At 72.3% G+C, this 22,272-nt stretch carries 17 protein-coding genes and 1 tRNA gene; 17 read left to right on the forward strand and 1 reads right to left on the reverse strand.

What is annotated here, in order from left to right; genetic code table 11:
* Nucleotides 1-6 precede the first annotated feature (6 nt).
* The 17 genes from rsmH to ACSHWO_RS24830 all read left to right on the forward strand — a co-directional run bounded on the left by rsmH (nt 7) and on the right by ACSHWO_RS24830 (nt 18,695).
* On the forward strand, nt 7-936 hold the full coding sequence (gene rsmH / locus ACSHWO_RS24750) for a 16S rRNA (cytosine(1402)-N(4))-methyltransferase RsmH (RefSeq protein WP_438319265.1): 930 nt from the start codon (nt 7-9) through the stop codon (nt 934-936).
* The gene (locus tag ACSHWO_RS24755; protein WP_438314997.1) at nt 933-1,472 is read left to right on the forward strand and encodes a hypothetical protein; all 540 of its coding nucleotides are present in this window, start codon (nt 933-935) and stop codon (nt 1,470-1,472) included. The genes rsmH and ACSHWO_RS24755 overlap by 4 nt, the downstream gene beginning before the upstream one ends.
* A gap of 90 nt (nt 1,473-1,562) precedes the next feature.
* The gene (locus ACSHWO_RS24760) at nt 1,563-3,578 is read left to right on the forward strand and encodes a peptidoglycan D,D-transpeptidase FtsI family protein (protein ID WP_438315000.1); all 2,016 of its coding nucleotides are present in this window, start codon (nt 1,563-1,565) and stop codon (nt 3,576-3,578) included.
* 48 nt (nt 3,579-3,626) lie between these two features.
* The gene (locus ACSHWO_RS24765; protein ID WP_361088238.1) at nt 3,627-5,360 is read left to right on the forward strand and encodes a UDP-N-acetylmuramoyl-L-alanyl-D-glutamate--2,6-diaminopimelate ligase; all 1,734 of its coding nucleotides are present in this window, start codon (nt 3,627-3,629) and stop codon (nt 5,358-5,360) included.
* Entirely contained in the window at nt 5,357-6,784 is a 1,428-nt protein-coding gene (locus ACSHWO_RS24770; RefSeq protein WP_385821929.1) for a UDP-N-acetylmuramoyl-tripeptide--D-alanyl-D-alanine ligase, read from the forward strand. The genes ACSHWO_RS24765 and ACSHWO_RS24770 overlap by 4 nt, the downstream gene beginning before the upstream one ends.
* Nucleotides 6,781-7,851, forward strand: a complete 1,071-nt coding sequence (gene mraY, locus ACSHWO_RS24775; protein WP_361088232.1) for a phospho-N-acetylmuramoyl-pentapeptide-transferase — start codon at nt 6,781-6,783, stop codon at nt 7,849-7,851. The genes ACSHWO_RS24770 and mraY overlap by 4 nt, the downstream gene beginning before the upstream one ends.
* Entirely contained in the window at nt 7,833-9,272 is a 1,440-nt protein-coding gene (murD, locus tag ACSHWO_RS24780) for a UDP-N-acetylmuramoyl-L-alanine--D-glutamate ligase (protein WP_438315006.1), read from the forward strand. The genes mraY and murD overlap by 19 nt, the downstream gene beginning before the upstream one ends.
* A gap of 63 nt (nt 9,273-9,335) precedes the next feature.
* The gene (gene ftsW / locus ACSHWO_RS24785; RefSeq protein ID WP_438315009.1) at nt 9,336-10,736 is read left to right on the forward strand and encodes a putative lipid II flippase FtsW; all 1,401 of its coding nucleotides are present in this window, start codon (nt 9,336-9,338) and stop codon (nt 10,734-10,736) included.
* A gap of 6 nt (nt 10,737-10,742) precedes the next feature.
* Nucleotides 10,743-11,837, forward strand: coding sequence for an undecaprenyldiphospho-muramoylpentapeptide beta-N-acetylglucosaminyltransferase (gene murG, locus ACSHWO_RS24790; protein WP_361088223.1), 1,095 nt, complete (start codon nt 10,743-10,745; stop codon nt 11,835-11,837).
* Nucleotides 11,838-12,103: 266 nt separating this feature from the next.
* Nucleotides 12,104-12,829 (forward strand): cell division protein FtsQ/DivIB, encoded by a 726-nt coding sequence (locus ACSHWO_RS24795; protein ID WP_438319266.1) that lies wholly within the window; start codon nt 12,104-12,106, stop codon nt 12,827-12,829.
* Between the two features lie 280 nt (nt 12,830-13,109).
* Nucleotides 13,110-14,318 carry a cell division protein FtsZ gene (ftsZ, locus tag ACSHWO_RS24800; protein WP_361088219.1) on the forward strand — a complete coding sequence of 403 codons (1,209 nt, stop codon included), beginning with the start codon at nt 13,110-13,112 and terminating at the stop codon, nt 14,316-14,318.
* On the forward strand, nt 14,315-15,046 hold the full coding sequence (gene pgeF / locus ACSHWO_RS24805) for a peptidoglycan editing factor PgeF (RefSeq protein ID WP_361088216.1): 732 nt from the start codon (nt 14,315-14,317) through the stop codon (nt 15,044-15,046). The genes ftsZ and pgeF overlap by 4 nt, the downstream gene beginning before the upstream one ends.
* Before the next feature lie 3 nt (nt 15,047-15,049).
* Nucleotides 15,050-15,769 carry a YggS family pyridoxal phosphate-dependent enzyme gene (locus tag ACSHWO_RS24810; RefSeq protein ID WP_361088213.1) on the forward strand — a complete coding sequence of 240 codons (720 nt, stop codon included), beginning with the start codon at nt 15,050-15,052 and terminating at the stop codon, nt 15,767-15,769.
* 151 nt (nt 15,770-15,920) lie between these two features.
* Nucleotides 15,921-16,532 carry a cell division protein SepF gene (locus ACSHWO_RS24815; RefSeq protein ID WP_361088210.1) on the forward strand — a complete coding sequence of 204 codons (612 nt, stop codon included), beginning with the start codon at nt 15,921-15,923 and terminating at the stop codon, nt 16,530-16,532.
* A 59-nt stretch (nt 16,533-16,591) separates the two neighbouring features.
* A complete protein-coding gene (locus tag ACSHWO_RS24820; protein WP_030155988.1) occupies nt 16,592-16,888 on the forward strand; it encodes a YggT family protein in 297 nt (98 codons plus the stop codon).
* A gap of 82 nt (nt 16,889-16,970) precedes the next feature.
* Nucleotides 16,971-18,182, forward strand: coding sequence for a DivIVA domain-containing protein (locus ACSHWO_RS24825; protein ID WP_438315017.1), 1,212 nt, complete (start codon nt 16,971-16,973; stop codon nt 18,180-18,182).
* A gap of 440 nt (nt 18,183-18,622) precedes the next feature.
* Nucleotides 18,623-18,695, forward strand: a tRNA-Ala gene (locus ACSHWO_RS24830).
* Between the two features lie 69 nt (nt 18,696-18,764).
* Here ACSHWO_RS24830 and ileS read toward each other — a convergent pair.
* Entirely contained in the window at nt 18,765-21,911 is a 3,147-nt protein-coding gene (gene ileS, locus ACSHWO_RS24835; protein ID WP_385821340.1) for an isoleucine--tRNA ligase, read from the reverse strand.
* Nucleotides 21,912-22,272: the final 361 nt, after the last annotated feature.

Below are 22,272 nucleotides of genomic sequence, written 5' to 3' on the forward strand. Positions count from 1 at the left end.
CCGGTGATGCTCCAGCGGTGCCTGGACCTGTTGGCCCCGGCGCTCCAGAAGCCGGGGGCCGTCGTCGTCGACTGCACCCTCGGCCTCGGAGGCCACAGCGAGGCCCTGCTGACCCGATTCCCCGAGGCCCGTCTGATCGGCCTCGACCGCGACAAGGAGGCCCTGCGCCTCTCCGGCGAGCGGCTGGCCCCCTTCGGGGACCGGGCCGTCCTCGTCCACGCCGTCTACGACGAGCTGCCCGACGTACTGGACCGCCTCGGCATCCCGACCGTCCAGGGCATCCTCTTCGACCTCGGCGTCTCCTCCATGCAGCTCGACGAGGCCGACCGCGGGTTCGCCTACGCACAGGACGCGCCGCTGGACATGCGCATGGACCAGACGACCGGCGTCAGCGCCGCCGAGGTCCTCAACACCTACCCGCCGGGCGAGCTCGTACGGATCCTGCGCCAGTACGGCGAGGAGAAGCAGGCCAAGCGGATCGTCTCGGCGATCGTGCGCGAGCGCGCGAAGGAGCCGTTCACCAACAGCGCCCGGCTCGTCGAGCTGATCCGCGACGCCCTGCCGCAGGCGGCCAAGCGCACCGGCGGCAACCCGGCCAAGCGCACCTTCCAGGCGCTGCGCATCGAGGTCAACGGCGAGCTGTCCGTCCTGGAACGGGCCGTTCCGGCAGCCGTGGACCGCATCGCGGTGGGCGGCCGCATCGCGGTGCTCTCCTACCACTCCCTGGAGGACCGCCTCGTCAAGCAGGTCTTCGCCGCCGGGGCCGCCTCCACCGCCCCGCCGGGCCTGCCGGTGGTCCCCGAGAAGTACCTGCCGAAGCTGAAGCTCCTCACCCGCGGCGCCGAACTGCCCACCGAGGAGGAGATCGCCGAGAACCGGCGGGCCGCCCCGGCCCGCTTCCGCGGAGTGGAGCGGATCCGGGAGGCGAACGCGTGAACAGGGGCGGGGCCGGGCCGGCGGGACCGGGGCGACTGCGCGGCCCCGCGGCGGGACAGGCGGCGCGCACGCCGTTCGTCCTGCTCGTGGTGGCGCTGCTCGCCGGCGGGCTGATCACCCTGCTGCTGCTGAACTCCGCCCTGAACGAGGGCTCCTTCCAGCTGTCCCGGCTGAAGAAGGAGACCACCGCGCTGACCGACGAGGAACAGGCCCTCCAGCGGGACGTCGACGCCTACTCGGCGCCCGACGCGCTCCAGCGCCGCGCCCAGGAACTGGGCATGGTCCCCGGCGGCAGCCCCGTCTTCGTCGGCCCCGACGGCAAGGTCACCGGAACCGCCGCCGTCGCCGAGTCCCCGACACCGGCCGCCCCGCCGGCCACGCCCCCCGCCGCACCCCCGGTCGCGTCCGGAACCCCGGCGGCGCCGCCCGGCGCGCCGGCGCAGAGCCCGCCCCCGGCGAACGCCCCCGCCGCGCCGGGCCCGGCGGCGTCCGCCCCCCAGCCCGGGCCCCAGCCCACCCCGAACCCAGGCAGGTGACGTCGTGACCCGGACCCTCCCGGGGCCTCTCCCCGCCCCGCGATCCCCCCGCCCCGGCGCGCCGGAGTCGCGGCACCCGGAGGTGGCCGGGTGAGCCCGCAGGAGCCGCCGCGGCGGAAGGTGCCCGGCCCCGGGCGGCCCGGCCCCGGGCGGCCCGGCCCCGGCGGCACCGACCGGCCGCGGCCCGGCACCCGCCCCGCGACCCGTCGGCCCCCCGCGGGCCGCACCCCGCACACGATCCGGCTCGGCAGCCCGCGGCCCCGCCTGCGCCTGGTCGGCGTCGGACTGGCCCTCGTGATGCTGGCCTTCGTCGTACGGCTGCTCCAGGTACAGGCCGTCGACGCCGCGACGTACTCGGCCAAGGCCTCCGAGAACCGCTTCGCCAGCTACACCCTGGCCGCCGAGCGCGGCGAGATCACCGATCGCAGGGGCGTCGCCCTCGCCACCAGCGTCGACGCGTACGACATCACCGCCGACCCCAAGATGTTCACCCCGCAGGAGAGCAAGGCGCCCGACGCCCCCGAGCAGGCCGCCGCCCTCCTCGCGCCCATCCTGAACGCCGACGCAGGGGAGCTCACCGCCCGGCTGAAGACCAAGAACACCCGCTACGTCGTCCTCGCCCGCCGCCAGACCCCCCAGGTCTGGAACCAGATCAAGGACCTCAAACGGGTCTTCGCCGAGAAGGCCATCGCCGACAAGCGGAACAACGGCCCCGGCGCCAACGTCCTGGCCGGCGTGTTCAACGAGGACAGCAGCAAGCGGGTGTACCCGGGCGGGGACCTGGCCGCCGGGATACTGGGCTACGTCAACGCCGAGGGCAAGGGCGCCGGCGGCATGGAGTCAGCCCTCGACCGGAAGCTGGCGGGCAAGGACGGCACCATCACCTACGCCCAGTCCGGCGGCCGCCGCGTGCCCACCGCCGGGTCCAGCGGCAAGCCCGCCGTGCCCGGCGAGGACGTCGAGCTGACCATCGACCGGGACATCCAGTGGGCGGCGCAGAGCGCCATCACCGAGCAGGTCCAGAAGTCCGAGGCCGACCGCGGCTACGTCGTCGTCCAGGACACCCGCACCGGCGAGGTACTGGCCATGGCCAACGCCCCCGGCTTCGACCCCAACGACCTCAGCCGGGCCAGCTCCGCCGCCATGGGCAACGCGGCCCTCCAGGACGTGTACGAGCCCGGCTCCACGGCCAAGGTCATCTCCATGGCCGCCGTGCTGGAGGAGAAGAAGGCCACCGCCGACACCCGCGTCGAGGTCCCGAACCGGCTCCACCGCGGCGACCGGCTGTTCAAGGACGACATCGACCACCCGACCTGGTACCTGACCCTCAACGGGGTCCTCGCCAAGTCCTCCAACATCGGCACCATCCTGGCCACCGGCCAGCTCGGCGCCACCCAGCCCGAGGCCAACAAGGTCCTGTACTCGTACCTGACCAAGTTCGGCATCGGGCAGCCGACGGGGCTGAACTACCCGGGCGAGTCCCGCGGCATCCTCGCCCGCCCCGAGGCCTGGTCGACCTCCCAGCAGTACACGATCCCCTTCGGCCAGGGCCTGTCCCTGAACGCCATGCAGGCGGCCTCCGTGTACTCCACCATCGCCAACGGCGGGGTCCGCATCGAGCCCACCCTGGTCCGCGGCACCAAGGGCCCCGACGGCCGCTTCACCCCCGCGCCGGCCCCCGAGCAGACCCGTGTGATCAGCAGGGAGACCGCCAAGACCCTCTCCGAGATGCTCGAGTCCGTCGTCGACGACCAGGAGGGCACCGGCACCAAGGCCCGCATCCCCGGCTACCGCGTCGGCGGCAAGACGGGCACGTCCAACCGGGTGGATCCGGCCACCGGCCGCTACAAGGGCTACACCGCGTCCTTCGCCGGTTTCGCCCCCGCCGACAACCCCCGCATCACCGTCTACTGCGCCGTCCAGAACCCGACCAAGGGAAGCTACTTCGGCGGCCAGGTGTGCGGCCCCATCTACAAGAAGGTCATGGAGTTCGCCCTCAAGACCCTCCAGGTGGCCCCCACCGGAAGCGCCCCGGCAGGCCTCCCGGTCACCTACGAACCCGGCCCCCGGGCCACCCCCCAGAACTCCCCGCAGTCCGGCCGGTGACCCGCCCGGCCCGCCCGTCCCGTCCCGCAGACCCGTGAGGCACCACCAGTGACAACGATCACCCCGAAACCCGGGAACCAGCCCTCCGGCCCCGTCCCGGGCGGGCCCTCGCTTCGCGACCGGCCCGCCGCGCCCGGTACGCTCACCGCCGTGCCCCACGCTGATCAGCCCAGAACCACCCAGCACGACGCCCCGGCAACGCCGCCGGGCGCGCCGCGGCCCACGACCGCCCGCCCGACCCCGCTCCGGGAGCTCGCGGCCCTGGTGGACCCCGCCGCCGCGCCCGGGCCGTCGGACCCGCTGATCACCGGGATCACGCACGACTCCCGTGCCGTGCGCCCCGGTGACCTGTACGCGGCCCTGCCCGGCGCCCGGATGCACGGTGCCGACTTCGCCGCCCAGGCCGCCTCCCGCGGCGCCGCGGCCGTGCTGACCGACCCGGCGGGCGCCGAGCGCGCCGCCGCGACCGGCCTGCCGGTGCTCGCCGTCGCGGACCCCCGCGGCCGGATGGGCGAGCTCGCCGCCGCGATCTACGGCCACCCCGGCGAGGGCCTGCTCCAGATCGGCATCACCGGAACCTCCGGCAAGACCACCACGGCGTACCTCGTCGAGGGCGGCCTGCGCGGTGCGGGCCGCCCCACCGGACTGGTCGGCACCGTCGAGATGCGCATCGGCGACGAGCGCATCAAGTCCGAGCGGACCACCCCCGAGGCCACCGACCTCCAGGCCCTGTTCGCCGTCATGCGCGAACGCGGCGTCGAGGCCGTCGCCATGGAGGTCTCCAGCCACGCCCTGGTGCTCGGCCGGGTCGACGGCTGCGTCTTCGACGTCGCCGTCTTCAACAACCTGAGCCCGGAGCACATGGAGTTCCACTCCGACATGGAGGACTACTTCCAGGCCAAGGCCCAGCTCTTCACCGAGCGTCGGGCCCGCCTGGGCGTGGTCAACGTCGACGACGAGTACGGCCGCCGCCTCGCCAAGGAGTCGGCGATCCCGGTCGTCACCTTCTCCGCCGCCGGCGACCCGGGCGCCGACTGGCGCGCCGAGGACGTCGTCTTCGGGCACATGGACTCCACCCTGACCGTGCTCGGCCCGAACGGGGAGCGCGTGTCGGCCAGGGCCCCGCTGCCCGGCCCGTTCAACGTCGCCAACACCGTCGCCGCGATCGCCACCCTCGCCGCCGCCGGCCTCGACCCCCAGACCGCCGCCGACGGCATCGCCGCGGTCCCCGGCGTCCCCGGCCGCCTGGAGCGGGTCGACGCGGGGCAGCCGTACCTCGCCGTCGTCGACTACGCGCACAAGACCGACGCCGTCGAATCGGTGCTGCGGGCGCTGCGCGAGGTCACCGCGGGCCGGCTGCACATCGTGCTCGGCTGCGGCGGCGACCGCGACACCACCAAGCGCGGCCCGATGGGCGCCGCGGCGGCCCGGTTCGCCGACACCGCGGTCCTGACCTCGGACAACCCGCGCTCCGAGGACCCGCTGAAGATCCTCGCCGCCATGTTCGAGGGCGCCGTCTCCGTGCCCGCCGAGGAGCGCGGCACGGTCCTCGTCGACGCCGACCGGGCCGCGGCCATCGCCGCCGCCGTGGCGCGCGCCGAGCCCGGTGACACCGTGCTGGTGGCCGGCAAGGGCCACGAGCAGGGCCAGGACACCGCCGGTGTCGTACGCCCCTTCGACGACCGCGCGGTGCTCCGCACCGCCATCGAGGCACAGGCCGCGCGCGACCGAGCCGCGCGGCAGCACGACGTGAACGTTCCCCAGGCCGAGGTGAACCAGTGATCGCCCTTTCCCTCGCCGAGATCGCCGACATCACCGGCGGGCGGCCCCACGACATACCGGATCCGTCCGTGCGGATCACCGGGCCCGTCGTCATCGACTCCCGCCAAGTGGAGGCCGGCAGCCTGTTCGCCGCCTTCGCGGGCGAGCACGTCGACGGCCACGACTACGCGAAGGGGGCCGTCGACTCCGGTGCGGCGGCCGTCCTCGCCGCCCGGCCCGTCGGCGTTCCCGCGATCGTCGTCCCCGACGTCGAGACGGCGCTCGGCGCCCTCGCCCGGGCCGTCGTGCAGCGCCTCGGCACCGACGTGGTGGCCCTGACCGGCTCCGCCGGCAAGACCTCCACCAAGGACCTCATCGCCCAGGTGCTCCAGGCCCACGCGCCCACCGTGTGGACCCCCGGCTCCCTCAACAACGAGATCGGCCTGCCGCTCACCGCGCTGCGCGCCACCGCGGAAACCCGGCACCTGGTGCTGGAGATGGGCGCCCGAGGCATCGGGCACATCGCCTACCTCACCGGCCTGACCCCGCCGCGCATCGGCGTCGTGCTCAACGTCGGCACCGCCCACATCGGCGAGTTCGGCGGCCGCGAGCAGATCGCCGTCGCCAAGGGCGAGCTGGTCGAGGCCCTGCCCGCCGCTGCCGACGGCGGAGTCGCCGTCCTCAACGCCGACGACCCCCTGGTGCGGGCGATGTCCGCCCGCACCGCGGCCCGCACGCTGCTCTTCGGCGAGGCCGAGGACGCCGACGTACGAGCGTCGGAGGTCCGGATGACACCTGCCGGACAGCCCTCCTTCACACTTCACACACCCACCGGGTGCGGTGAAGTGACCTTGCGCCTGTACGGTGAGCACCACGTGTCGAACGCGCTTGCCGCGGCCGCCGTCGCCCACGTGCTGGGCATGTCCGTCGACGAGATCGCCACCGCGCTCTCCGGAGCGGGCACCTTGTCCCGGTGGCGGATGGAGGTCACCGAGCGAGCGGACGGCGTCACGGTCGTCAACGACGCCTACAACGCGAACCCCGAGTCCATGCGGGCCGCACTGCGCGCGCTGGCCGCCATGGGCGGTGCCGCCAGGGCGAACGGGGGGCGCACGTGGGCGGTGCTCGGTCCCATGGCCGAGCTCGGCGACGCCGCGCTGGCCGAGCACGACGCGGTGGGACGGCTTGCCGTCCGGCTCAACGTGAGCAAGCTCGTCGCAGTCGGGGGCAGGGAAGCGTCCTGGCTGCAACTGGGCGCCTATAACGAGGGTTCGTGGGGTGAGGAGTCGGTGCTCGTGTCCGACGCGCAGGCGGCGATCGACCTGTTGCGCAGTGAACTGCGCCCGGGTGACGTCGTGCTGGTGAAGGCTTCCAGGTCGATCGGCCTGGAGCGGGTCGCTCAGGCGCTGCTCGACGGCGCCGAGGGCGAGGTCGCCGGCCGATGAGGCAGATCCTGTTCGCGGGTGTCATCGGTATGTTCCTCACCGTCATCGGCACCCCGCTGCTGATCAAGCTGCTGGCCCGCAAGGGCTACGGCCAGTTCATCCGCGACGACGGCCCGCGCGGCCACCTCGGGAAGAAGGGCACGCCCACCATGGGCGGTATCTCCTTCATCCTGGCCACGCTCATCGCGTACGCCCTGACGAAGGTGCTGACCGGCCAGTCGCCGTCGCTCTCCGGTGTCCTGGTGCTGTTCCTGATGGCCGGTATGGGCCTCGTCGGTTACCTCGACGACTACATCAAGATCGTCAAGCGACGCTCGCTCGGTCTGCGGGCCAAGGCCAAGATGGCCGGCCAGCTGATCGTCGGCATCGCCTTCGCCGTGCTGGCGCTGCAGTTCAAGGACGCCCGCGGGCTCGCCCCGGCCTCCACCAAGCTGTCGTTCGTCAACGACTTCGGCTGGTCGATCGGCCCCGTCCTGTTCGTGGTCTGGGCGCTGTTCATGATCCTGGCCATGTCCAACGGCGTGAACCTGACGGACGGTCTGGACGGCCTGGCCACCGGCGCCGCCGTGATGGTCTTCGGCGCCTACACGTTCATCGGCGTGTGGCAGTTCCAGGAGTCCTGCGCCAACGCGCAGACCCTGACCAACCCCAACGCCTGCTTCGAGGTGCGCGACCCGCTCGACCTCGCGGTCGTGGCGTCCGCGCTCATGGGCGCCTGCTTCGGCTTCCTGTGGTGGAACACCTCGCCCGCCAAGATCTTCATGGGTGACACCGGCTCGCTGGCCCTCGGCGGCGCACTCGCCGGCCTGGCGATCTGCTCCCGCACGGAGTTCCTGATCGCCCTCCTCGGCGGCCTCTTCGTGCTCATCACCCTCTCGGTGGTCATCCAGGTCGGCTCGTTCCGGCTGACCGGGAAGCGTGTCTTCCGGATGGCGCCGCTGCAGCACCACTTCGAACTCAAGGGCTGGTCCGAAGTGCTCGTGGTGGTCCGTTTCTGGATCATCCAGGGCATGTGCGTGATCGTCGGCCTCGGACTCTTCTACGCGGGATGGGCAGCCGACAAGTGACCCCCTGGCAGGGCATGAACATCACCGTCGCCGGTCTCGGCGTGAGCGGCATCAGCGCCGCCCGCGCCCTGGCCGGCCTCGGCGCATCGGTCACCGTCGTGGACGGCGGGGACGGCGAGGGCCACCGCGCCAAGGCCGCGGAACCCGCGGACCTCGGCGTCTCCGTCCGCCTCGGCGACGCCGAGACGCTGCCGAAGGGCACCGACCTCGTCGTGACCTCGCCCGGCTGGAAGCCGGACAGCCCGCTGTTCGCCGCCGCCGCGGCCGCCGGCGTCGACGTCGTCGGCGACGTCGAGATCGCCTGGCAGCTGCGCGGGTCCCGCCCCGGGCGGACGCCCGCCCCGTGGCTCGCGATCACCGGGACGAACGGCAAGACCACCACGACCCAGATGCTCGCCTCGATCCTGAAGGCCGCCGGCCTGAGGACCGCGGCCGTCGGCAACATCGGCACCCCGATCATCGACGTCGTGCTGGGCGAGGAGGAGTACGACGTCCTGGCCGTCGAGCTCTCCAGCTACCAGCTGCACTGGGCGCCCTCCGTGCGCGCCCACTCGGCGGCCGTCCTCAACCTGGCGCCGGACCACCTCGACTGGCACGGCTCGATGGAGGCGTACGCCGCCGACAAGGGCCGGATCTACGAGGGCAACACGGTCGCCTGCGTGTACAACGTGGCCGACCCCGCCACCGAGCGGCTCGTCGAGGGGGCCGACGTCGTGGAGGGCTGCCGCGCCATCGGCTTCACCCTCGGCGCCCCCGGCCCCTCCATGCTCGGCGTCGTCGACGGCATCCTCGTCGACCGCGCCTTCGTCGAGAACCGGCAGAAGAACGCCCAGGAGCTCGCCGAGGTCTCGGACGTCACCCCGCCCGCCCCGCACAACATCGCCAACGCGCTCGCCGCGGCGGCCCTCGCCCGTGCCTTCGGCGTCCCGCCGCGCGCGGTCCGCGACGGGCTGCGCGACTTCCGCCCGGACGCGCACCGGGTGGCGTACGTGGACGAGGTCGCCGGGGTCGCGTACGTCGACGACTCCAAGGCCACCAACACCCACGCCGCGGAGGCCTCCCTGGCCGCGTACGAGCCCGTCGTGTGGATCGCGGGCGGCCTCGCCAAGGGCGCGACCTTCGACGAACTCGTGCAGAAGTCGGCCGCGCGGATGCGCGGCGCGGTGCTGATCGGCGCCGACCGGGCGCTCATCGCCGAGGCGCTGGCGCGACACGCCCCCGATGTCCCGGTCGTCGACCTCGACCGGACCGACACTGGGGCGATGCTCGCGGCGGTCCGGGAGGCGGCCCGGCTCGCCGAGCCCGGCGACACGGTCCTGCTGGCGCCCGCCTGTGCGTCGATGGACATGTTCGCGAACTACAACAAGCGCGGGGACGCCTTCGCGGACGCGGTGCGGGAACTGGCCGCCGAGAGCGCCTAGGCAGGAGCCTGCTCTCCGACCGGGCGGCCGCCCGCCGCGTAAGAGTGGAGGGGAAGGTCACAGATGCCGGCCAAGCAGGTGCTGCCCGGGCGGCGGCCGTCCGCGGGGAAGTCCGCCGCGGGGCCCTTGAAGGGCCTGCGGGCCGTCAGGGTCCAGGGCCGCAGGCGCCCGGTGCCGGGAGCGCGGCGGCCCGCCGGGGGCGGGCCGCTGACCCGGCTGCGGCGCACCCAGCGGCAGCTGCGCCGGGCCTGGGACCGACCCCTCACCGCCTATTACCTGATCTTCGGCAGTTCCCTGCTCATCACCGTGCTCGGCCTGGTGATGGTCTACTCGGCCTCGATGATCAAAGCGCTCCAGCTGGGACTGGGCGACGCCTACTTCTTCAAGAAGCAGTTCGTGGCCGCCCTGATCGGCACCGGGCTGCTGCTCGTCGCCTCCCGGATGCCCGTGAAGCTGCACCGGGCGCTGTCCTACCCGGTGCTCGCCGGAACCCTGTTCCTGATGGTCCTGGTGCAGGTCCCCGGGATAGGGGTGTCGATCAACGGCAACCAGAACTGGATCTCCCTCGGCGGACCGTTCATGCTCCAGCCCAGCGAGTTCGGCAAGCTGGCGCTGATCCTGTGGGGCGCCGACCTGCTGGCCCGCAAGGGCGACAGGGGCCTGCTGACCCAGTGGAAGCACCTGCTGGTGCCGCTCGTGCCGGTGGCCTTCCTGCTGCTCGGGTTGATCATGCTCGGCGGGGACATGGGCACCGCCATGATCCTCGGCGCCGTCCTGTTCGGCCTGCTCTGGCTCGCCGGCGCCCCCACCCGGCTCTTCGTGGCGGTGCTGGCCTTCGCGGGTGTGATCGTCGCACTGCTGATCAGGACCAGCCCCCACCGCATGGACCGGCTCGCCTGCCTCGGAGCGACGGATCCGGGCAAAAACGACCTCTGCTGGCAGGCCGTACACGGGATCTACGCCCTCGCCTCGGGCGGATGGTTCGGTTCCGGTTTGGGGGCCAGCGTGGAAAAATGGGGTCAACTGCCGGAAGCCCACACCGACTTCATCTTCGCCATCACCGGGGAGGAACTGGGCCTGGCGGGGACGCTGTCGGTACTCGCCCTGTTCGCGGCTCTAGGCTATGCGGGTATCCGCGTGGCCGGACGCACGGAGGACTCCTTCGTACGCTATGCCGCGGGAGGCGTGACCACCTGGATCACGGCCCAGGCCGTGATCAACATCGGTGCGGTGCTCGGCCTGCTGCCGATCGCCGGAGTCCCGCTCCCGCTGTTCTCGTACGGCGGCTCCGCCCTGCTGCCGACCATGTTCGCGGTCGGACTGCTCATCGCCTTCGCGCGGGAGGAGCCGGCCGCGCGTGCGGCGCTCGCGATGCGCCGGCCGAAGTCGGGCTGGAAGCGGACCGGGCAGAGATGGAAGTCGATGAGACGGCGCGTCAAGAGGCGTCCGTCCGGAGAGCGGTGAATTTCGGTGCATGTCGTACTCGCCGGTGGGGGGACCGCCGGCCACATCGAGCCCGCGCTCGCCCTCGCGGACGCCCTGCGCAGGCAGGACCCCTCCGTGGGCATCACCGCCCTCGGCACCGAGCGCGGGCTCGAAACCCGTCTCGTGCCCGAGCGCGGCTACGAGCTGGGCCTGATCCCCGCGGTCCCGCTGCCCCGCAAGCCCACCCCCGAGCTCATCACCGTCCCGGGGCGGCTGCGCGGCACCATCAAGGCCGCCGAGGAGATCCTGGAGCGCACCAAGGCCGACGTCGTCGTCGGCTTCGGCGGCTACGTGGCGCTGCCCGGCTACCTCGCGGCCAAGCGGCTCGGCGTGCCGATCATCGTCCACGAGGCCAACGCCCGCCCCGGCCTGGCCAACAAGATCGGCTCCCGCTACGCGCACGCCGTCGCCGTCTCCACGCCCGACAGCAAGCTCCGCGGGGCCCGCTACGTCGGCATCCCGCTGCGCCGCACCATCGCCACCCTGGACCGGGCCGCGGCCCGACCCGAGGCCCGCGCCACCTTCGGCCTGGACCCCAACCTGCCGACGCTGCTCGTCTCCGGCGGCTCGCAGGGCGCCCGCCGCCTCAACGAGACCATGCAGCAGGTCGCCCCGACCCTCCAGCGCTCCGGGATCCAGATCCTGCACGCGGTCGGTCCGAAGAACGAAATGCCGCACGTCGACAACATGCCCGGGATGCCGCCCTACGTCCCGGTACCGTACGTGGACCGGATGGACCTCGCGTACGCCGCCGCCGACATGATGCTGTGCCGCGCGGGCGCGATGACCGTCGCCGAACTCTCCGCCGTCGGGCTCCCCGCCGCGTACGTCCCGCTGCCGATCGGCAACGGCGAACAGCGGCTCAACGCCCAGCCGGTGGTCAAGGCCGGCGGCGGCCTGCTCGTCGACGACGCGGAGCTGACGCCCGACTGGGTGCTCGGCAACGTCCTGCCGGTGCTGTCCGACCCGCACCGCCTGTACGAGATGTCCCGCGCCGCCTCCGAGTTCGGCCGCCGGGACGCCGACGAGCTGCTGGTCGCGATGGTGCACGAGGCGATCGCCGCCCACCGGAACCGCTGAGGCGGTACAGCGCAGACGCAGGAGGCACAGGAGTGGCCGGAGCGAACACCGCACAGCGCGGGACACCCGGTTCCGACCGGCCCGCCCGCAAGGGCAAGGGCTCCGGCTCTCCCCAGCCGCCCGCCGCACCGAAGCCGCCCCGGGCGCCGAAGCGGCCGGAGGCGGCGAAGCCCGCCCAGCCCGCCAAGGCGCCGAAGTCCGCGAAGGCCGGCAGTACCGCCAGGGTCGCCAAGGCCGCGAGGGCCGCGTCCGCGCCGAGGTCCGGCGTGCTCCGCCTCGTCCGGCGGCTGCGCGGCCGGGGCCGCCTGGTGGCCGTCGCCTCGGCCGTCGCGCTGCTCGCCGGCGGCGTCTGCTGGGTGCTCTACGGGTCCGCGTGGCTGCGGATCGAGAAGGTGACCACCAGCGGAACGCAGGTGCTGACCTCCGAACAGGTCCTGACCGCCGCGGCCGTGCCGGTCGGCGCCCCGCTCGTGGCCGTGGACACCGACGAGATCGCGCAGCGGGTGCGCGAACGGCTGCCCCGCGTCGATTCGGTCGATGTGGTCCGGGCCTGGCCCCGCGGAATCGGTCTCAAAGTGACGGAACGCAAACCCGTCCTGCTCCTCAAAAAGGACGCCAACTTCGTGGAAGTGGACGCTTCGGGCGTCCGATTCGACACGGTTGCGAAAGCACCCGGCGGCGTACCGCTCCTCGAATTGAACGCGGCGCGGTCACCGGGCGGCCGCCGCTTCGACGAGCAGCGGCTGCTGCGCGAGGCCGTGGGCGTCGCCGGAGACCTCCCGGAGCCGGTCGCCAAGGAGACCGTGCAGGTCAAGGTGGGCTCGTACGACGCGATCGTCCTGGAGTTGACCCGGGGCCGCACGGTCGTGTGGGGGAGCGGGGAGCAGGGGGAGGCGAAGGGGCGTGCGCTGACCGCTCTGCTCAAAGCCGCACCCGGGGCTGCCCGCTTCGACGTGAGCGTCCCCACCGCCCCTGCGGTGTCCGGGAGTTGACGTCGGGTCGCGCGGCGACGCACCCTGGTTGGCCACCGATACGGGTGATCACATAGGGTGAAAAGAAAAACGGGAGGTTCGGCGTGTTCGTTGAACACGCGCTACTTGTCGACTTAGTGTCCTGTTCGGAAGAGTCCAGGGAGCAGGCACACACTTAACCCTAAACTTCAGGGTTAGGGTTCGGGTCGGCGCGTTCGGACCGTCCCACATTTCGGCATCAGTCGTCGCAGCGCAGGCCCGCGAAGCGACGACACGTAACTCGAGGCGAGAGGCCTTCGACGTGGCAGCACCGCAGAACTACCTCGCAGTCATCAAGGTCATCGGTGTCGGCGGCGGTGGTGTCAATGCCATCAACCGGATGATCGAGGTCGGTCTCAAAGGCGTCGAGTTCATCGCCATCAACACGGACGCCCAGGCCCTGTTGATGAGCGACGCCGACGTCAAGCTCGACGTCGGCCGCGAACTCACCCGGGGCCTCGGCGCCGGAGCCAACCCCGAGGTCGGCCGCAAGGCGGCCGAGGACCACCGCGAGGAGATCGAGGAGGTCCTCAAGGGGGCCGACATGGTCTTCGTCACCGCGGGCGAGGGCGGCGGCACCGGCACCGGCGGCGCCCCGGTCGTCGCCAACATCGCGCGCTCGCTCGGCGCCCTGACGATCGGCGTGGTCACCCGCCCGTTCACCTTCGAGGGCCGCCGCCGCGCCAACCAGGCCGAGGACGGCATCGCCGCCCTCCGCGAAGAGGTCGACACCCTCATCGTCATCCCCAACGACCGGCTGCTGTCCATCTCGGACCGCCAGGTCTCGGTCCTGGACGCCTTCAAGTCCGCGGACCAGGTCCTGCTCTCCGGCGTCCAGGGCATCACCGACCTCATCACCACCCCGGGTCTGATCAACCTCGACTTCGCCGACGTCAAGTCCGTGATGTCCGAGGCCGGCTCGGCCCTCATGGGCATCGGCTCGGCCCGCGGCGACGACCGCGCGGTGGCCGCCGCCGAGATGGCGATCTCCTCGCCGCTCCTGGAGGCCTCCATCGACGGTGCCCGCGGCGTCCTGCTGTCCATCTCCGGCGGCTCCGACCTCGGCCTGTTCGAGATCAACGAGGCCGCCCAGCTGGTCAGCGAGGCCGCGCACCCCGAGGCGAACATCATCTTCGGTGCCGTCATCGACGACGCCCTCGGCGACGAGGTGCGCGTCACCGTCATCGCCGCCGGCTTCGACGGCGGTCAGCCGCCGGCCCGCCGCGACAACGTCATCGGTGCCGCCTCCACCAAGCGCGAGGAGCCGGCCCCGGCCCCGGTCCGCGCCCCCGAGCCGGTCCGCCCGGCCTTCGGCGGCCTCGGCACCGTGACCCCGCGCGAGGAGCCCCCGGCTCCGGTCGAGCCGGTCGCCCCGGTCGAGGTCGCGCCCCCCGCGCCGCAGGTCCCCACGGCCCGTCCCTACCAGGACAGCCCGGCGGAGGAACTGGACGTACCGGACTTCCTGAAGTGACGCTGGGGCAGCACGAGGAGAGCGGCGCCCACTTCGCCTTCACCGACCGGTGGGGCGGGGTGAGCGCCGTTCCGTACGAGGAGCTCAATCTCGGCGGCGCGGTCGGAGACGACCCGGCCGCCGTTCTGGCGAACCGCGCGATCGCGGCCGGGGCCCTGGGCGTCGAGCCGGACCGGGTGGTCTGGATGAACCAGGTCCACGGCAAGGACGTCGCCGTGGTCACCGGACCCTGGGAGCGCGGCGCGGCCGTCCCCGAGGTGGACGCGGTGGTGACCGCCGGCCGGGGCCTGGCCCTGGCGGTGCTCACCGCGGACTGCACTCCGGTGCTGCTGGCCGACCCCGTCGCCGGGGTCGCCGGCGCCGCCCACGCCGGGCGGCCCGGGCTGGTCGCCGGAGTGGTGCCCGCCGCCGTCGAGGCGATGGTCTCGCTCGGGGCCGAGCCGGGGCGGATCATCGCCCGCACCGGCCCGGCGGTCTGCGGCCGCTGCTACGAGGTGCCCGCCGCCATGCGCGACGAGGTGGCCGCGGTCGTCCCGGCGGCCCGGGCCGAGACGAGTTGGGGGACCCCCGCCGTCGACGTGGTCGCCGGGGTGCACGCCCAGCTCGCCGAGGCGGGGGTGGTGAACAGGCACCGCTCGCCGGTCTGCACACTGGAGTCGCGGGACCACTTCTCGTACCGCCGCGACCGGGTGACCGGGCGGCTTGCCGGATATGTCTGGTTGGACTAGTTGATGACGGATCGTAAGTCGGAACTCGCGGAGAACCTCGCACGGGTGGAGGAGCGCATCTCCTCCGCCTGTGCCGCCGCGGGGCGTGCGCGGGACGAGGTGACGCTCATCGTCGTCACCAAGACCTACCCCGCGAGCGACGTACGACTGCTGGCGGAGTTGGGTGTCCGTCATGTTGCGGAAAATCGCGACCAGGACGCCGCCCCCAAGGCGGCGGCCTGCGCGGATCTGCCGCTCACCTGGCACTTCGTCGGCCAGTTGCAGACCAACAAAGCCCGTTCCGTTGCCGGATATGCACATGTGGTGCAGTCGGTCGACCGGCCCCGGCTGGTCACCGCGCTCTCCGCGGCGGCGCAGCAGGGCGGGCGGGAGCTCGGTTGCCTCGTGCAGATCGCCCTCGACGCCGAGTCGGGGGAGCGCGGCGACCGCGGCGGCGCCGCCCCGGAACAGCTCGCCGAACTCGCGGACCTCGTGGCCGGGGCGCCGGGACTGCGGATCGACGGTGTGATGACCGTGGCTCCGCTGGCCGGTCCCTACGCAGGGCGCGAACGGGACGCTTTCGAGCGGCTGGTGGAATTGTCATCCCGCCTGCGCGCGGACCATCCGGCTGCCACGATGGTGTCGGCCGGGATGAGCGCAGACCTGGAAGAGGCCGTTGCGGCCGGTGCGACACATGTACGCGTCGGCACTGCGGTACTCGGCGCGAGACCCCGGCTCGGGTAACGTCGCGAAGAAAGTCGGACCACAGCAGAAAATATGGTCATTTCCGCTGGAGGGCGGACAGACCAAGTGGATCGCGGGCAGTTGGTGACTTTGGTGACACAGCGACACACCTGCGACAGGGCGATCCACCACAGAGCGGAGGACTCAGAGAATGGCCGGCGCGATGCGCAAGATGGCGGTCTACCTCGGCCTCGTGGAGGACGACCGGTACGACAACCCGGGGTACGACCCCGACGACGAGTTCGAACCCGAGCCGGAACCGGAGCGGGATCGCCGGCGCCAGCAGCAGCCCGTGCACCAGCCGCCCGTCCCGGAAGAGCCGGTCCGAGCGGTGCAGCCCCCGCCCCAGCGGGAGCCCGTGCCCGCGCCGGTCGACAGTGGACGTCCTGCGCGAATCGCCCCCGTGGCATCCATCACACCTGAACGCTCGAACGTGGAGAAGAACGCCCCCGTGATCATGCCCAAGGTCGTCTCCGAGCGGGAGCCGTACCGCATCACGACGCTGCACCCCCGGACCTACAACGAGGCCCGTACCATCGGGGAACACTTCCGTGAGGGCACTCCGGTGATCATGAACCTCACGGAGATGGACGACACGGACGCAAAGCGACTTGTCGACTTTGCGGCCGGTCTCGTGTTCGGATTGCACGGCAGCATTGAACGCGTGACACAGAAGGTGTTCCTGCTCTCGCCTGCTAACGTCGATGTCACGGCGGAGGACAAGGCCCGCATCGCGGAGGGCGGGTTCTTCAACCAAAGCTAGACCGATCCGTCAGACACGGGGCGGAACGAGAGTGAGAGCAGGGGAGAGGGAAGCGCGGGATGGGCGTCGCACTACAGGTGGTCTACATCGCGCTGATGTGCTTCCTCATCGTGCTGATCTTCCGACTGGTGATGGACTACGTCTTCCAGTTCGCACGTTCGTGGACACCCGGCAAGGCGATGGTGGTCGTCCTGGAGGCGACCTACACTGTCACCGATCCGCCGCTCAAGCTTCTCAGGCGGTTCATTCCGCCGTTGCGTCTCGGGGGCGTGGCACTCGACCTGTCCTTCTTCGTTCTGATGATCATCGTTTACATCCTCATCAGCTTCGTGAGCACAGCTGCGAGAAGCGTGTGAACGATGAGCTTTCCCGCACGCGCGGGGACAGTCCCGATACGGTCTTGCCGACTGCCGACGACTACGTAGAGGTGAAGAAGACATGCCGCTGACTCCCGAGGACGTGCGGAACAAGCAGTTCACGACCGTCCGCCTCCGAGAAGGCTATGACGAGGACGAGGTCGATGCCTTCCTCGACGAGGTCGAAGCCGAGCTGACGCGCCTGCTGCGCGAGAACGAGGACCTGCGCGCCAAGCTGGCCGCAGCCACGCGCGCCGCCGCGCAGAACCAGCAGCAGCAAGGCATGCGCAAGCCGGAACCCCAGGACCAGCGCCCCGGCGGTCCCGTGCCCGCGGCCATATCCGGCCCGCCGGCCCAGCAGGGCCCGCCGCAGATGGGTCCGCCGCAGCTGCCGGGTGGCCAGCCGCAGCTCCCGGGCGGTCAGCCGCAGCTCCCGGCCGGCCCCGGCCCGATGGGCGGCCCGGGCGGCCCGCAGGGTCCCGGTGGCCCCGGCCCGATGGGCGGCCCCATGCACACCATGGGTGGTCAGCAGTCGATGGGCGGCCAGAACCCGCTCGGCCAGCAGATGCAGCCCATGGGGCAGCAGATGCAGCCGATGGGCCAGCAGATGCAGCCGATGGGGCAGCAGATGCAGCAGATGCAGCCCATGCAGCAGCCGCAGCCGCAGCTCCCGCAGCAGGGCCCCGGTGGCGACAGCGCCGCCCGTGTCCTGTCCCTGGCCCAGCAGACCGCCGACCAGGCGATCGCGGAGGCCCGTTCCGAGGCCAACAAGATCGTCGGCGAGGCGCGCAGCCGCGCCGAGGGCCTGGAGCGGGACGCCCGCGCCAAGGCCGACGCGCTGGAGCGGGACGCGCAGGAGAAGCACCGCGTCGCGATGGGCTCGCTGGAGTCCGCGCGGGCCACGCTGGAGCGCAAGGTCGAGGACCTGCGGGGCTTCGAGCGCGAGTACCGTACGCGTCTGAAGTCCTACCTGGAGTCGCAGCTGCGCCAGCTGGAGACCCAGGCCGACGACTCCCTGGCCCCGCCGCGGAACCCGGCCGGTCCGGCGCTGCCGGCCTCGCCGACGCCGTCCATGGCTCCGGCCGGCTCCATGGGGATGGGCGGCCCGTCCCCGATGAGCGGCCCGTCGCCGATGGGCGGTCCCTCGCCGATGGGTGGGCCGTCGTACGGTGGGCAGCAGCAGATGTCTCCGGCCATGACGCAGCCGATGGCTCCGGTGCGGCCGGCTGCGCCGCAGCCGATGCAGGCGCCGTCGCCGATGCGCGGCTTCCTCATCGACGAGGACGACAACTGACGTCGTCGTCGGCAGTCGACAGTCACCACGGGCCGGGCCCGGGTTCCTCAGGAACCCGGGCCCGGCCCGTTTGTCTTCCGTACCCGGTGTGCTTCCCGTCTCCGCCGCCGCGGGTGCGGCTCCCCTGCGGGGCTGATCCCCTCCCCGCCCCTTCACCACTTCTGCCCTCAATCGCCGGGCGGGCTGAAGCGGCCCTCAATCGCCGGGCGGGCTGCTGGTGCCCTCAATCGCCGGGCGGGCTGAAGCGGCCCCAGGGCGTCGGGTGGGCGGGAGGTGCCCTCAGGCGTCGGGCGGGCTGAAGCGGCCCTCAGGCGTCGGGCGGGCCGGGGTTGCCCTCAGGCGTCGGGCGGGCTGGGGTGGGCCTGAGGCGTCGGGCGGGCTGAAGCGGCCCGGTGGTCCCTCGGGCGTCGGGTGGGGCGTCGGTAGGGTGGGCTGCGCAGGGGGCGGTAGCGCAGAGGTCGTCGCGCCTTCTCTGCAAGAGGGAGGACGCCGGTTCGAATCCGGTCCGCTCCCCTGCGTGCAGGCAGCCGGAAAGCAGAACGGCGCCCCGGGATCCGGGGCGCCGTTCCGGTGCGTCGGCCGTTACGCCTTGCGGAGGCGGAAGGCGAGGGTCAGGGGTTCGTCCGTGAACGGCGACCCGTACGACCCGTCGGCCTCACCCTGCGCGAAGTCCGTGGCCAGGACCTCGTCCGCGATCAGCCCGGAGTGGTCGGTCAGGGCGGTGACGACCTCGGGGTCCGTGGCGGACCACCGCAGGGCGATCCGGTCCGCGACGTCGAGGCCCGAGTTCTTGCGGGCCTCCTGGATGAGGCGGATCGCGTCGCGCGCCAGGCCCGCGAGCCGCAGCTCGGGGGTGATCTCCAGGTCCAGGGCGACGGTGGCGCCGGAGTCGGAGGCCACCGACCAGCCCTCGCGCGGGGTCTCCGTGATGATGACCTCCTCGGGGGTGAGGGTGACCGGCTCGCCGTTCACCTCCACCGTGGCCTCGCCCGAGCGCAGCGCGAGCGACAGGGCCGCAGCGTCCGCCGCGGCCACGGCCTTCGCCACGTCCTGGACGCCCTTGCCGAACCGCTTGCCGAGCGCCCGGAAGTTCGCCTTCGCCGTGGTGTCGACGAGCGAGCCGCCGACCTCCGACAGGGAGGCCAGCGAGCTGACGTTCAGCTCCTCGGTGATCTGGGCGTGCAGCTCGGTGGAGAGCGCGTCGAAGCCGGCCGCGGCGACCAGCGCCCGGGAGAGCGGCTGGCGGGTCTTGACCCCGGACTCGGCGCGCGTGGCGCGGCCCAGCTCGACGAGGCGGCGGACCAGCAGCATCTGCTGGGACAGCACGGGGTCCACGAGCGCCGCGTCCGCCTCCGGCCACGCCGACAGGTGCACGGACTCGGGCGCGTCCGGGGTGACCGGGACGACCATGTCCTGCCAGACCCGCTCCGTGATGAAGGGGGTGAGGGGCGCCATCAGGCGGGTGATCGTCTCGACCACGTCGTGGAGGGTGCGCAGCGCCGCCTTGTCGCCCTGCCAGAACCGGCGGCGCGACCGGCGCACGTACCAGTTGGACAGGTCGTCGACGAAGGCGGACAGCAGCTTGCCGGCACGCTGGGTGTCGTACGCCTCCATGGCGTCCGTGACCTCGCCGACCAGCGCGTGCAGCTCGGAGAGCAGCCAGCGGTCCAGTACGGTGCGGTCGGCCGGCGCCGGGTCGGCGGCGGACGGCGCCCAGTTCGACGTACGGGCGTACAGGGCCTGGAAGGCGACCGTGTTCCAGTAGGTGAGGAGCGTCTTGCGGACGACCTCCTGGATGGTGCCGTGGCCGACGCGGCGGGCCGCCCACGGCGAGCCGCCGGCCGCCATGAACCAGCGCACCGCGTCGGCGCCGTGCTGGTCCATGAGCGGGATCGGCTGGAGGATGTTGCCCAGGTGCTTGGACATCTTGCGGCCGTCCTCGGCGAGGATGTGGCCCAGGCAGACGACGTTCTCGTACGAGGACTTGTCGAAGACCAGCGTGCCGACCGCCATCAGGGTGTAGAACCACCCGCGGGTCTGGTCGATCGCCTCCGAGATGAACTGCGCCGGGTAGCGCTTCTCGAAGACTTCCTTGTTCTTGTACGGGTAGCCCCACTGCGCGAACGGCATCGAGCCCGAGTCGTACCAGGCGTCGATCACCTCGGGCACGCGGACCGCGGTGTGCGCGCAGCCCTCCGCGGTGCAGGGGAAGGTCACGTCGTCGATGTACGGGCGGTGCGGGTCCAGGGCCGAGTGGTCCTGCCCGGACAGCTCCGACAGCTCGGCGCGGGAGCCGACGCAGGTGAGGTGGTCGTCCTCGCAGCGCCAGATCGGCAGCGGGGTGCCCCAGTACCGGTTGCGGGACAGCGCCCAGTCGATGTTGTTGTTCAGCCAGTCGCCGAAGCGGCCCTGCTTGACCGACTCGGGGAACCAGTTGGTCTTCTCGTTCTCCCGCAGCATCGCGTCCTTGACGGCGGTGGTGCGGATGTACCAGGAGGGCTGCGCGTAGTAGAGCAGCGCGGTGTGGCAGCGCCAGCAGTGCGGGTAGCTGTGCTCGTAGGCGATGTGCTTGAAGAGCAGGCCGCGGGCGTCGAGGTCGGCGGTGAGCTTCTCGTCGGCCTTCTTGAAGAAGACGCCGCCGACGAGCGGCACGTCCTCGGCGAAGGTGCCGTCGGGCCGGACCGGGTTCACGACGGGCAGGCCGTAGGCGCGGCAGACCGCGAGGTCGTCGGCGCCGAAGGCGGGGGCCTGGTGGACCAGGCCGGTGCCGTCCTCGGTGGTGACGTAGTCGGCGTTGACCACGAAGTGGGCGGGGGAGTCGAAGGGGACCAGCTCGAAGGGGCGCCGGTAGGTCCAGCGCTCCATCTCCCTGCCGGTGAAGGTCTGGCCGGTGGCCTCCCAGCCCTCGCCGAGGGCCTTCTCCAGCAGCGGCTGGGCGACGACCAGCTTCTCCTCGCCGTTGGTCGCCACGACGTACGTGACGTCCGGGTGCGCGGCGACCGCGGTGTTGGAGACCAGGGTCCACGGGGTGGTGGTCCACACGACCAGGGCGGCCTCGCCGGCGAGCGGGCCGGAGGTCAGCGGGAAGCGCACGTAGACGGAGGGGTCGACGACCGTCTCGTAGCCCTGGGCCAGCTCGTGGTCGGACAGGCCGGTGCCGCAGCGCGGGCACCAGGGGGCGACGCGGTGGTCCTGGACCAGCAGGCCCTTGTTGAAGATCTCCTTCAGCGACCACCACACGGACTCGACGTACTCGGGGTCCATGGTCCGGTAGGCCTCGTCGAGGTCGACCCAGTAGCCCATGCGGGTGGTGAGCTCGGCGAACGCGTCGGTGTGGCGGGTGACGGACTCGCGGCACTTGGCGTTGAACTCGGCGATGCCGTAGGCCTCGATGTCCTGCTTGCCGTTGAAGCCGAGCTCCTTCTCGACGGCGAGCTCGACGGGCAGGCCGTGGCAGTCCCAGCCGGCCTTGCGGGCCACGTGGTAGCCGCGCATGGTGCGGAAGCGGGGGAAGACGTCCTTGAAGACGCGGGCCTCGATGTGGTGCGCGCCGGGCATGCCGTTCGCGGTGGGCGGGCCCTCGTAGAAGACCCACTCCGGGCGGCCCTCGGACTGCTCCAGGGTCTTGGCGAAGGTCTTGTTCTCGTGCCAGAACTCGAGAACGGCGTGTTCGAGGGCGGGCAGGTCGACCTGGGCGGGTACCGGGCGGTACTGCGGCGGTGTGGTCATGAGGCTGAACTCTTCCTCCGGCGGTGTGGCGCTTCCGTCCGGAGGGACGAGAGTCGCCGCCCCCTCCGTCGAGGACACGCTCCCGCGGTACCACCCTCCTTGGCCACCGGACGGGTCCGGCGGCCCCCTCATTGGGGTGCGAAGCCGGTTCTACTTGCCGCCGGGGCCTCCGTGCGGGCCCGTGGCGGCTTTCTTCCGGCGGCTCAGGGGTGATCCTTCACGTCGCGCTCGCCCCCGGGCTCTCACCGTCCCCGGGTCGCTCACGGCTGCGTCCGACGCTACTCGTCCCCGTCCATGCCTTTCGCTGGGGCCAGTGTACGGGGCGGGGGCGGCCGCGGCAGACCGGATTTCCCGGGTGGGG

This window comes from Streptomyces pallidus (ex Mingjun et al. 2026), assembly GCF_051550185.1.
Lineage (GTDB): Bacteria > Actinomycetota > Actinomycetes > Streptomycetales > Streptomycetaceae > Streptomyces.

What these genes read in the sequence shown, in the direction of transcription:
- rsmH (WP_438319265.1), top strand. Translation starts at nt 7, where the DNA reads ATGCTCCAGCGGTGCCTGGACCTGTTGGCCCCGGCGCTCCAGAAGCCG.
- mraY (WP_361088232.1), top strand. Translation starts at nt 6,781, where the DNA reads ATGAGGCAGATCCTGTTCGCGGGTGTCATCGGTATGTTCCTCACCGTC.
- murD (WP_438315006.1), top strand. Translation starts at nt 7,833, where the DNA reads ATGGGCAGCCGACAAGTGACCCCCTGGCAGGGCATGAACATCACCGTC.
- ftsW (WP_438315009.1), top strand. Translation starts at nt 9,336, where the DNA reads ATGCCGGCCAAGCAGGTGCTGCCCGGGCGGCGGCCGTCCGCGGGGAAG.
- ACSHWO_RS24810 (WP_361088213.1), top strand. Translation starts at nt 15,050, where the DNA reads ATGACGGATCGTAAGTCGGAACTCGCGGAGAACCTCGCACGGGTGGAG.
- ACSHWO_RS24815 (WP_361088210.1), top strand. Translation starts at nt 15,921, where the DNA reads ATGGCCGGCGCGATGCGCAAGATGGCGGTCTACCTCGGCCTCGTGGAG.
- ACSHWO_RS24820 (WP_030155988.1), top strand. Translation starts at nt 16,592, where the DNA reads ATGGGCGTCGCACTACAGGTGGTCTACATCGCGCTGATGTGCTTCCTC.
- ACSHWO_RS24825 (WP_438315017.1), top strand. Translation starts at nt 16,971, where the DNA reads ATGCCGCTGACTCCCGAGGACGTGCGGAACAAGCAGTTCACGACCGTC.
- ileS (WP_385821340.1), bottom strand. Translation starts at nt 21,911, where the DNA reads ATGACCACACCGCCGCAGTACCGCCCGGTACCCGCCCAGGTCGACCTG.